Origin of the sequence: Flavobacterium akiainvivens (assembly GCF_001278115.1) — a bacterium.
GTDB classification, from domain to species: Bacteria; Bacteroidota; Bacteroidia; order Flavobacteriales; family Flavobacteriaceae; genus Flavobacterium; species Flavobacterium akiainvivens.
Genome location: NZ_LIYD01000005.1, coordinates 2,208,716 through 2,220,569, shown reverse-complemented (window position 1 = coordinate 2,220,569; position 11,854 = coordinate 2,208,716). Strand labels below are relative to the sequence as shown.

9 protein-coding genes are annotated in these 11,854 nt (G+C 44.0%); 7 read left to right on the top strand and 2 right to left on the bottom strand.

Annotated elements, in window-relative coordinates; all coding sequences use genetic code 11:
- Position 1 precedes the first annotated feature (1 nt).
- The 6 genes from AM279_RS09935 (at position 2) to queA (ending at position 7,193) form a co-directional block, all read left to right on the top strand.
- Positions 2 to 2,005: a DUF3857 domain-containing protein gene (locus AM279_RS09935; protein ID WP_054407813.1), complete on the top strand. Its 2,004-nt coding sequence runs from the start codon at positions 2 to 4 to the stop codon at positions 2,003 to 2,005.
- 2 nt (positions 2,006 to 2,007) lie between these two features.
- On the top strand, positions 2,008 to 3,924 hold the full coding sequence (locus tag AM279_RS09930) for a DUF3857 domain-containing protein (protein ID WP_054407812.1): 1,917 nt from the start codon (positions 2,008 to 2,010) through the stop codon (positions 3,922 to 3,924).
- Positions 3,925 to 4,037: 113 nt separating this feature from the next.
- A complete protein-coding gene (locus tag AM279_RS09925; protein WP_054407811.1) occupies positions 4,038 to 4,364 on the top strand; it encodes a nucleotide pyrophosphohydrolase in 327 nt (108 codons plus the stop codon).
- Positions 4,364 to 4,570: a hypothetical protein gene (locus tag AM279_RS09920; protein WP_054407810.1), complete on the top strand. Its 207-nt coding sequence runs from the start codon at positions 4,364 to 4,366 to the stop codon at positions 4,568 to 4,570. Before AM279_RS09925 ends, AM279_RS09920 begins: the two co-directional genes overlap by 1 nt.
- Before the next feature lie 81 nt (positions 4,571 to 4,651).
- Positions 4,652 to 5,971 carry a 3-phosphoshikimate 1-carboxyvinyltransferase gene (locus AM279_RS09915; RefSeq protein WP_054407809.1) on the top strand — a complete coding sequence of 440 codons (1,320 nt, stop codon included), beginning with the start codon at positions 4,652 to 4,654 and terminating at the stop codon, positions 5,969 to 5,971.
- Between the two features lie 172 nt (positions 5,972 to 6,143).
- The gene (gene queA / locus AM279_RS09910; RefSeq protein ID WP_054407808.1) at positions 6,144 to 7,193 is read left to right on the top strand and encodes a tRNA preQ1(34) S-adenosylmethionine ribosyltransferase-isomerase QueA; all 1,050 of its coding nucleotides are present in this window, start codon (positions 6,144 to 6,146) and stop codon (positions 7,191 to 7,193) included.
- Between the two features lie 91 nt (positions 7,194 to 7,284).
- On the opposite strand, the gene AM279_RS09905 is transcribed toward queA, so the two are convergent.
- The gene (locus AM279_RS09905) at positions 7,285 to 8,088 is read right to left on the bottom strand and encodes a hypothetical protein (RefSeq protein WP_054407807.1); all 804 of its coding nucleotides are present in this window, start codon (positions 8,086 to 8,088) and stop codon (positions 7,285 to 7,287) included.
- Between the two features lie 73 nt (positions 8,089 to 8,161).
- Here AM279_RS09905 and AM279_RS09900 point away from each other — a divergent pair, with 73 nt between their 5' ends.
- On the top strand, positions 8,162 to 8,626 hold the full coding sequence (locus AM279_RS09900) for a hypothetical protein (protein WP_054407806.1): 465 nt from the start codon (positions 8,162 to 8,164) through the stop codon (positions 8,624 to 8,626).
- Between the two features lie 208 nt (positions 8,627 to 8,834).
- On the opposite strand, the gene AM279_RS09895 is transcribed toward AM279_RS09900, so the two are convergent.
- Positions 8,835 to 11,669: a M16 family metallopeptidase gene (locus AM279_RS09895; RefSeq protein WP_054407805.1), complete on the bottom strand. Its 2,835-nt coding sequence runs from the start codon at positions 11,667 to 11,669 to the stop codon at positions 8,835 to 8,837.
- Positions 11,670 to 11,854 lie beyond the last annotated feature (185 nt).

The window sequence follows — 11,854 nt, the reverse complement described above, 5'->3', positions numbered from 1 at the left end:
TATGAAACTGATGATTAAATTTTTAGCCCTGTTCCTGGCCGGGGGGCTAACCGCCACAGCCCAAAGCTATGAGCTGGGCGAGGTTACAAAGGCCGAGCTTGAAGAAAAACAACACCCAACCGACCCAAGTGCGCCGGCAGCCATACTGTTTAGCAAAGGCGTTTCTTATATGAACTATAGCGAAAATAGTGGCTTTATGCTGTTTACAGAGGTAGAGATGAAAATAAAAATTTATACCAAAGACGGCTATGACTGGGCTAACAAGGTAATTTCGTATTATGTTAACGACAGCGATAAAGAATCGGTAGATGTTAGCAAGGCCGTTACTTACAACCTTGAGGCGGGCACCATAAAGAAAACCAAGCTTAAAAGCGACGGCGAGTTTACAGAGCAGGCCAATAAATTCTGGAAAAGGAAAAAAATAATGCTGCCCGATGTTAAGGAAGGCAGTATTGTTGAATATAAATACCTGATACGTTCGCCATTTGTGCACGTGCTGCCGGAGTGGCGCTTTCAGGAAACCATACCGGTAAACCACAGCGAGTATGTTACCAAGCTGCCGGAGTATTTTGTATTCAGTCCCAATTACAGGGGGTATCATATTCCGGTAGTTACACAAAACCAGTCTACAAGGTCTATAACTTTTACGAGTAAGCAAAGAAACAATAACCGGCCTACTACTTTTAGTAGTGATAAGGTAGACTACCAGGAAAAATATACCAAGTATGTGCTGGATAACCTTCCGGCCATGAAAGAGGAAAGCTATACCAACAACATAAACAATTACACCGCCAGTATAGAGCATGAAATAAGCATGGTGCAGTACCCGCAGCAGCCCATAAAAACCTATTCTACAAACTGGGAAGACGTAGCCCGCACCATTTATAAATACGACAGCTTTGGCCCTGAGCTAAAACGCAGCGGTTATTATGAAGATGATGTAAAGGCGCTTTTGCAGGGCGTTGCCACACCGGCAGAAAAGCTTGCGGTTATTTTTAGCTATGTAAAAAACCGTATGCACTGGAACGAGTATAATGGCTATAACTGCGATGAAGGCGTTAAAAAAGCCTATACTGAAAAAGTGGGCAACGTGGCCGAAATTAACCTTATGCTAACCAGTATGCTGCGCTATGCAGGCCTTGAAGCCAACCCTGTGCTGGTAAGCACCCGCAGCAATAAAGTGGCCTTATACCCCAGCACCAGCGCGTTTAATTATGTTATTGCAGCGGTAGATATAGATGGTAAGCGCATACTGCTTGATGCCACAAGTAAATCGGCTATGCCTAATATACTGCCGGTAAGGGCCATAAACTGGAGCGGCAGGCTTATTAAAGACAATGGTATTACAGAAATAGTAGACCTTACACCGCAAGGCGTTAGCAAAGAGGTTATAACCATACAGGCACAGCTTGCCGCAGATGGCAAAATTACCGGCAAGGCCCGCGACCAGTATTTTGATTACAATGCCTTTGGCTATCGCGAGCGCTATTCGGGCATTAGCCAGGATACCTATGTTGAGCAGCTTGAAAAGCGTTACACCGGCCTTGAGGTGGGCGAGTATAAACTAACCAACGACAAAGAGCTTACCAAGCCTGTAACCGAAGATTATGACTTTACCCACAATGCCATGGCAGATGTTATAGGCGATAAGATTTACATAAACCCCATGCTGTTTTTTACGCGAACCGAAAACCCCTTTAAGCAGGAAAAACGCGAATATCCTATAGATTTTATTTTTCCGCACCAGGACAAGTACATGATAAGCATTGCTATACCGCAGGGCTATGTGGTAGAGTCACTTCCTAAAGGTGCTGCCATAGCTATGGAAGAAAATATAGGGTCTTTCCGATACAGCCTGGGTAATAATAACGGGCAGCTGCAACTGGGTGTAACGCTTGATATTAATATTCCGCTTGTTCCGGCCGATTATTATACCACACTAAAAGATTTCTTCCAGAAAGTGGTAGAAAAGCAAAGCGAGAAGATTGTGCTTAAAAAAGCATAGCCATGCGCCTGCTTGTATACATACAACTGTTTTTGATGGCTGCATACACCCCGTGTGCAGCCCAAAACTTTACGCCCGCCGAGGTTACTGCCGCACAGCTTGCCGAAACGTTTTATCCGGCAGACAGTATGGCCGAAGCCGTGGTACACCATGCCATAGGCACAACCAGGCTGAGGTTAAGAAAGCTTGACTGGCTGCTGGTAACCACCGTTACAACCCGTATAAAAATATACAGGACACCCGGTTATGAGTATGCAGATAGAGAAATACCTTTTTTTGATTATGAAGGCTATGGCTGCACCATAAGCAACGCCGCCACCTATAACCTTGAAAACGGTGCTATAGTAAAAACAGTGCTTCAGGATGCCGATGTGTATGTAGATAAGGTAAGCAATTACCATGGTATAAAAAAAATACACATGCCTAATGTAAAAGAAGGCAGTATAATTGAATATACCTATGAGCTTATAAGCCCTAATGTGAGCTACATACCCAAGTGGTTTTTTCAGAAGGAAATACCGGTAGAATATTCTGAATATGAAGTAAGCCTGCCCCGCTACTTTACCTTTAACCGGCTTATGACCGGCAATATAGATATAGAAGTGGCAGAACCCAGGCAGGAAGAAGACGGTTTTACAGCAACAAACGTTTTAAACTACAAGGCCAGGCATATTCCTGTAATAAAGCAAGAGCCTATGGCCGGCGATATTGTAAACTATATTTCGGCTATATGGTTTGAAATGGCTGCGGTAGACTATAACCTGGGCGAATCTGTAAAGAAATTTAGTACCGACTGGGAATCGATGACCAAAAGGCTGTATGCAGATGAAGATTTTGGCGAACAGCTAAAAGAACGTCCTTACAAAAAGGAGCTTAAGGCGGTTATAAAAGATGATATGACAACGGCACAAAAAGCCGATGCCATTTTTAATTTTGCGCAGGCTCACATGGCCTGGAACAGGCGCGAAAGCTATTATACATCTAAAGGGGTTAAATGGGCTTATGAAAATAAAACGGGCAACGTGGCTGAAATTAACCTTATGCTGGTGTCTATGTTTAATTATGCCGGTATAGAGGCCTACCCGGTATTGCTTAGCACCCGCGATAACGGTGTGGCGGTACACCCTAATTTTTCGGCATACAACTATGTTATAGCATCGGCAAAGATAGACGGGCAGGAAATTTTGTTTGATGCCGCTAATAAGCACGTAAGGCCGGGGCAGTTACCCTTGCAGGTCCTTAATTATAAAGGCAGGCTGCTGCGCCCCGATGGCAGGACTAAAGAGGTTAGCCTTGTGCCGCAGCAAAAGTCTAAGAAAAACATAGCGGTATCGGCTGCAATAGATGCGCAGGGTGTTGTAAGCGGTACGGCACGGCATCATTTAAACGAATATTACAGCCTGTTAATACGCCAGCTATACAAGCCTGAGCAGGACACACTGTTTGTGGGGGTTCGCGAAAAAGCAAGTGCGGGGCTTACCATTGCCAACCATTTATTTAAAGATTTACATGTAAACAGCAGCCCGCTGGCAGAGGAGTACGCCTTTGTGCATACCGGTGTTGCAGATGTAGCCGGAGATAAGATGTACATAAGCCCGATGCTGTTTTTTGACAGGGCTGCAAACCCGTTTACGGAAGAGAAACGGCTGTATCCTGTTGATTATATATTTCCGCATCAGCACAAGTATGTTATTTCTATAACCATCCCGGCGGGGTACGTGGTAGAGTCGCTGCCACAATCGCTAAGGCTTGAACTTCCCGATCAAATAGGGGCGTTTAATTATGGTATTTCGGCATCGGGCAACCTGTTGCAGTTTGCCATGGTGCTCGATATTAATATGAGTTACATAGATACATCGTACTACAACAGCCTGAAAATTTTTTTGCAAAGGTGGCCGATAAGCAAAACGAAAGGGTAGTGCTTAAAAAAGGATAGCCTGCCACACATAAAAGTTGTAAAAGCCACCGCTATGGTGGCTTTTACTTTACATGAACTTTGTAACTTTACAACTTTCAATATTTAAACGAAGTCATGGATATAAAAAATGCCCAGCTTGCCGTAGACAACTGGATTAAAGAGCACGGTGTGCGCTATTTTAACGAACTGACCAATATGGCCCAGCTTACCGAAGAAGTAGGCGAGGTGGCCCGTATTATTGCCCGCCGCTATGGTGAGCAGAGCGAAAAGGAAAGCGACAAGGCGAAAGACCTGGGCGAAGAGCTGGCCGATGTGGTGTTTGTGGTGCTGTGCCTGGCCAACCAAACCGGGGTAGACCTCCAGGCGGCTTTTGATAAAAAGATGGACGTTAAAACCAAACGCGACCACGACCGTCATCATAACAATGAAAAACTGAAGTAATGAAAAAGCTGATTAACCTTTTAACCGCCCTTGTAATATACTTTGCCCTTGCCGCTATTGTGGAGTTTACTGTGGGCTGGGGTGTAGAAAACAAGTGGTTTTTTATAGGGTTTTGGTCGGTTACCATGGCGCTGGCCGATGTGTTTATCTTTCAGCCGCTGCGTAAAAAGAGGCAGGCTTTAAAAAAACAACCGCCACTGAAGTAGTATTTTTGCCACGAATTGCACAAATTTTCACTAATTAATTTGTGTGAATTTGTGTAATTCGTGGCTTTGTAAATTATTAGAATGAATATAAAAATCAGCACAAACGGGCCTGTAAAAAGCACTGCCCTTAAAATAACCGGCAGTAAAAGCGAAACCAACAGGTTACTGTTATTGCAGGCATTGTTTGAGGGTATAACCATACAAAACGCCAGCGAGAGCGACGACAGTATTGCCATGCAGCAGGCGCTGGCCAGTAATGAAAGCGTGGTAGACATTCACCATGCGGGTACAGCCATGCGTTTCCTTACCGCCTATTTTTCGCAGAAAGAGGGCAGGAGCGTGGTGCTAACCGGCAGCCAGCGCATGAAAGAACGCCCTATAGGCGTGCTTGTAGATGCCCTGCGCGCGCTGGGTGCTGATATTCAATATGCAGAAAACGAGGGTTACCCTCCGCTAAAAATAAACGGTAAAAAACTTACCGGCAGCACTGTAAGTATAAACGCCGGGGTAAGCAGTCAGTACATAACCGCGCTGATGCTTATCGGCGCCAAGTTGCCAAACGGGCTGCAACTAACCCTTGAGGGCGAGGTTACTTCTGTGCCTTACATCAACATGACACAGATGCTTTTGGCGCAGGCGGGTATCAATAGTAGTTTTGAGGGTAATGTTATTACAGTACAGCCACTTCAATCTGAAATCATCAATCTGAAATCTGAAATTGTAGTGGAGAGCGACTGGAGCTCGGCATCCTACTTTTATAGTATTGTGGCACTTAGCCCGGTGGGTACTGAGATTGCGTTGTCGACGTATAAAGAACTCAGCTTTCAGGGAGACAGCGCCCTGGCTGATATTTACAGGGAATTTGGCGTAAGCACTGAGTTTAAAGACGGGGCTATTATACTCAGTAAGGAAAACCGTGAACTGTCAACCGTAAACTTTGAACTAAACAACACACCCGATATTGCACAGACTATAGCCGTAACCTGCTTTGGGTTGGGCATGGGCTGCCACTTAACAGGGCTTCACACGCTTAAAATCAAGGAAACCGACAGGCTGGAGGCGCTTAAAGCCGAGCTTTCTAAATTTGGCGCTGATATTACTGTGACTAACGACAGCCTTAGCCTCTCCCCAACCCTCTCCAAAGGAGAGGGGGTAAGCTTCACTCAAAATCAAAATAGTGAAGTGGGTACGAGTGAAGTTGGCTCCCCTCCTTTGGAGGGGCTGGGGGAGGCCGCGCACGTTGCTACCTATAACGACCACCGTATGGCTATGGCTTTTGCCCCACTGGCTATTAAAACGCCGTTTGTTATACAAGATGCCGGGGTAGTGAGCAAGTCGTTCCCTACGTTTTGGGAGGACCTTTCTGCCCTTAGCTTTCAGGTGTCAGCTTTCAGCGATTAGCTATGAGGTGTCAGCATCTTAAAAGAGTGTTGCTTAGCACTTAAAACTGGCGGCAAAAAGCTGAAAGCTAACTGCTGAAAGCTAATTGCTGACCACTTTCTGTAAATAAATGCCAAAACACTTGACAACGCCTGTTTGACGATAGTATATTTGCATACATTTAAATATATATATGAAATTATCTAACTTTAATTTCAACCTGCCTAAGGAACTGCTGGCTGAGTTTCCAACAGAAAACCGCGACGAAAGCAGGCTGATGGTGGTTGACCGCAAAACTAAAACCATTGAACACAAGCTGTTTAAAGATATCATAGATTATTTTGACGAAGGCGATGTTATGGTGCTTAACAACACCAAGGTTTTTCCTGCGCGCCTTTATGGCAATAAAGAAAAAACCGGCGCCCGTATTGAGGTATTCCTTTTAAGGGAGCTTAACAGCGAGCAGCGCCTTTGGGACGTGCTGGTAGACCCTGCCCGTAAAATACGTATAGGCAACAAACTGTATTTTGGCGATGACGACAGCCTTGTAGCTGAGGTTATTGACAACACTACAAGCCGTGGCCGTACACTGCGTTTTCTTTATGATGGCTCTTATGAAGAGTTTCGCCAAAAGCTTACCGAGCTGGGTGAGACCCCAATACCTAAGTACATAAACCGCGAGGTAACACCGGAAGATGCTGAGCGCTACCAAACCATATATGCTAAAGAAGAGGGCGCTGTGGCTGCACCTACTGCCGGGCTTCACTTTAGTAAGCACCTGCTTAAAAAGCTGGAAATTAAAGGTATTGACTTTGCCGAAATTACCCTGCACGTGGGCCTTGGTACTTTTAACCCTGTTGAGGTGGAAGACCTTAGCAAGCACAAAATGGACAGCGAAGAGCTTATTATTACCCAGCAGGCCTGCGATGTGGTTAACAAAGCCAAAACCAACAAGCACAAGGTGTGCGCCATAGGTACTACCACCATGCGTGCTATGGAAAGTTCGGTTTCATCGTCTAAAACGCTTAACCCGTATGTGGGGTGGACCAACAAGTTCATTTTCCCGCCGTATGACTTTAGCGTGGCCGATTGTATGGTAACTAACTTCCACACGCCTAAGAGTACACTGCTTATGATGATTTCTGCCTTTATGGGCCACGACCTTATGAAAAAGGCCTATGAGGAAGCGATTAAAGAAAACTACCGTTTTTACACGTATGGCGATGCCATGCTAATCCTGTAATGTTACGGTTATAGTATATAGAAAGCGGCTCTTAACGGAGCCGCTTTTTTATTTAAAGGTGCTGAGTGGCTGAGGTTCTTAGGTGCTGAGGTTATAGTTTGTCCTTTTTCAGCACAAAAGCAGGTGTGGGATTTATGGTGTAGGTTAACTGCTCTTCGTTATTTGTAGTTGCAAATAAGTGAATAGTAGTGCCCTTTATTTCAAAATGATAGGTTTGGCGGCCTTCCTGCTCCTTGTTTTTATCAATAAGCACGGTATCAAATTCAAGGCCTTCGCCAAAATCATTCAGTATAAGGTAATATGCCATATCTCCAAATCCGGATACATTGCCTTTTCTGCCAAAGCTTACCTTTTTGCCACTCAGGCTGTCGGTATAGCTGCCTTCAAACAACATACGGTTTAACTCATAATTCAATGCGTAGATATCGCTTTTTGCAGATATGCGCCTGTAGCGTTCTTTGCGGGCCGGCTTTGCATGGGCAATTTCAATCAGGTTGTCGCCAACTTTGTACAATACAAAATCCTGCGCTTCCTGGTAGTCTTCCTTGCGGGTAATGTCGTATGTGTAGCGGTTTGTGGCAGGGTTGTAGGTAACCGGCCAGCTTGTGCCGCCTTCGTGCTCGCTAAAGCCCCATACATGGTTTAGCTGTTTGTTAAACTCAAACCCCAATACAGCAGAGGTATACTCCCTGTTAGCATAAACCGACTTTGTCTTTTCTATGGCGGTAAGGTAGCTGTCGCTAATCCACAAGCCGCCAAATTGTTTTAGCAGTGCTACAGAATCGACGGTTTTGTTTTCTTGGGTTATTGTATCTGTGGTGGATGTAGCGGATGCTGTGTCTTTTTTGCATGATGCAAGTGATACAGAAAGGAGGAGGACAATGAGGTATTTCATGGTTATGGTTTAGGGTTTCAAATATAATTAATAACCTTTACGTTTTAGGTTTGTAACCTTTAATTAACCTGTTATGAGATACATTGTTTTTTTGTTGCCAACATTGTTTACAGCTTTCAAGTGCAGCACGGCACAAGATGTAAATTTGGGAGAGGTAGTGCCAAAGGGTGTTGTGCCAAAAGTTGTTCTTGACGGACGATATAAAGGCAATGTACTGATTACTGATGATCCGCAGAATGAATACAATTTACGAAGGCCTGAATTTGGCCCGGAAGATGTTTTTGGTAACATTATAACGTTTAACTCTAACGGAAGATTTACCAGTGCTTATAGTGCTGACTGTGGCAACGATTGTTTTCTTTACTGTGCAGGCCGTTATGCCTGGGAGGATAATGAACATATAAAGCTGGTAGCTGATAGTATAAGGATAACAGGTGATTGTGATAATAAAAAATATAATCCCCATAAAATACTCGGCCTTTATAAGGTAGAACAGTGGGGAAAAACAACGTTGCTTAAAAAAGACAATATAAAGTAAGCTTTCTGTCAAAATTATTTCCCTACGGCAAAAGCCGCTTGCATTCTATTTTTTTGACACAACGGACACAAAGGTTTTTCACAACGTACACCACGGTTTTTTATTAAAGGCCACAAGGTTTTGTGTTTAAACTTTACGTTATTAAAACCACATAAAAAAAAAGCGGCTCCCGTTAAGGAGCCGCTTAAAATATAAGGCGTTGAGCTTATTATTTTGTTTCAGGGTTAAGGATACCTATGTAGCTGTTTTTGCCGTCAAAGAATTTGTTGGCAGCCGCTTTAATGTCCTGTACTGATATTTTGTTTATTTCGCTTTCAAAGTTCATAAACCACTCAATGCTCCTGCCTTCAAACTGAAGCTGTTGCAGTTTGCTAACCCAGTACTGGTTGGTTTTAATACCTTCTTTCCTTTTTTCAACAATGGCAATACGCACTTTGTCAAGGTCTTTTTGCTCAGGGCCTTTGTCTTTAAGCTGGGCAATTTCTACGTCCATTTGCTTAAGTATAGCCTGTACATTTTCAGGGCCTGTAGGCAGCTGAGTCTGGAATATGTACTGTGAGTAAGGTTCTTTTTCCATAGAGCCGCTAAAGCCACCGCTGTAAATAGAGCCCATTTCTTCCCTTAGTTTTTCAATAACGCGTATTGTAAGGATATCGCCAATAAGGTTGGCTTTAAGAGCAAGGTCTTCGGTATAAGCCGCTTCGCCAAAGTATTGTGCTACCACAAGGCTCTTAGGCTCTGTTCCTTTCTTAAACTCAAACTTGTTGTTGCCCGGTTTTAGCCTTAGGCCGTTGTCTACATACTTAGGCTCTTTGCCTGTAGCCGGTAGCGAAGCAAGGTATTGCTCAAGTAGTGGCTTAAGTTTAGCTTCGTCTACGTTACCTACTATAAAGAAGTGGTAACCATCTGCAGTAGAGAATTCGTTTTTATAGATTTCAACCGCACGTTTTGCGTTAAGCGCTTTAAGGTCGGCATCAGTTGGTATGGCAATTGGCTTAAGCGGGCTGCCGTTGTACATATCGTTTATAAGAGCATCTACAAACGCTATTTGCGGGTTGCTCTTTGCAAACTTAAGCTGTGTGCTCATAGTGCTTACAAAAGCGTTAAACAGGCTCTCGTCAAAACGAGGCTCAGTAAGCTGCAGGTAGTTAAGCTGGAAAAGGCTTTCAAGGTCCTTAACATCGCTACGGCCGCTTACTACGTTTGTAATTTCGCCCATGCTTGGCATAAGGCCAATGTTTTTACCGGCAAGTGCTTTTTCAAGGTCGGTTGGTGTAAAATCACCATAACCCATGCTTTCAATAATATCGCCAAGCATAGATGCAGTAGCTTTATCGGCAGCGCCATAGGTATTAGTGCCACCTTTTTTAACACCGCTAAACAGTATTTCGTCGCTCTTAAAGTTTGTAGCTTTAGTAGTTACTTTAATACCGTTGCTTAGGGTGTAAGTAGTGGTTTGAAGCTTGTCGTTTTTCTCTGTTTTAGTGATAGAGCCTTTTGCAGGAAGTGTTTCTACAAGGGTAGTTTTTACTGCAACTTCGGCTTTAGCCTCAACTTTTTGGGTAAATGCCTTTTTAACGGCAGCAAGAAGTGTAGCATCGTTATTAACTACAGCATCTTTAGTTTCAGGGCTCATTACAAGGGCAAAGAATTTCTCTTTGTCTTCTTTAGAGAACAGTTTTTTAAGGGCTACAGTAACCTCTTCGGCCTTAATGCCCGGAAGTAGTGTTGTATAAAGCTCTTTTTCTTTTTCAATACCTGGAATAGCTTCGTTTTCAAGGAAGTTACGCTGGTATTCGCCAAGGTAAGCACTTGAGTTAGTAGTAGCACGCTCGTTGTATTGCTTTTCTATGCGGCTGATCATGTTTTTCTTAACAAGCTCAAGCTCGCTGCTGTTAAAGCCATATTGCTCAACGCTAAGCAGTTCGCCTATTGTAGCATTGATAGCGCTTGTAAGGTCGGCTGTTGGCATAAGTGCAAGGCCAAGCGCCTGGTAGCCCCTTACATAAGAATCGTTACCTGCCTGAGCAAAAGCAAACGGCGGGGTAGCAGATTGTGCAAGGTCCTGGAAACGCTGGTTAAGCGCACTGAAAGCCAGCTGCTCAACAAGGGTGTTGCGGTAGTCGCCCACAGTTTTATCGGCCTCTACCCTGCGTGGGGTAAAGTTAAGCAGCATAATGGTTGAAGTCTGCTCTGCATCTGTAAGGAACATAGCCTCCTGTTTTTTGTAAGGGTTAGCCGCAAATACTTCGCGTTTCCTTTCTTTAGCAGGGTTTGTTAGCGGTGTAAAGTATTTTTTGATAAGCTCTTCAGCTTTTGCAGCGGTAATATCGCCCACTACAACAACCGACATAAGGTTAGGACGGTACCAGTCTTTGTAATACCTTCTTTGTACATCCGGTTTAAATTTCTTAAGCAGCTCGTCTTTACCTATAGGTAGCCTTTGGCTGTACTTAGAGTCGGCAAGAAGCTTAGGAAGGTATTTTTTAGCCATCCTGTCGCTTGCGCCTTTACCGGTCCTTGACTCTTCAAGCACTACTTTGCGCTCTTCGTCAATATCCTTATCGGTAAGCAATGCACCCTGAGCCCAGTCCTGTAGAATCTGGAAACCTGTTTCAATGTTTTCAGGCTTATCAGTAGGTATAGGCAGCATGTACACGGTTTCGTCAAAGCTTGTGTAAGCGTTAAGGTCGGCACCAAACTGTACACCTATAGACTGCAGGTAGTTAACCAGCTCGTTTTTAGGGAAGTTTTTAGTACCGTTAAACAGCATGTGCTCTGTAAAGTGAGCAAGCCCCTGCTGGTCGTCGTCTTCAAGAATAGAACCTGCGTTAATAACAAGGCGCAGTTCTACTTTGTTTTCCGGTTTGCTGTTAGGGCGAATGTAGTACTTAAGCCCGTTTGGCAATGTGCCGGTTGTAACTTTAGAATCTACAGCAAGCCTCTCGTTAAGGTCTTGTGCCTGTGTGGTTTGGGTTGTACCCATGCCCAGAGCAAGTAGGAGTGCCAGGCCGAGTAGTTTTTTTGGTAATCGGTTAATCATTTGTGTTAGTAAATTAAAGTTAAGGCCACAAAAAAGCCTGTTTAGAGTTTAGGTTTATCCGTTAGACGGCAAAGTTAAAATTTTGTTACAAGGTAAGGCAAATTTTTTAGTGGTGAAAGTGGAAAGTTTAGTAGGAAGTCAAAAGTCAAAAGTTGAAAGTCGAAAGTCGAAAGTCGAAAGTCGAA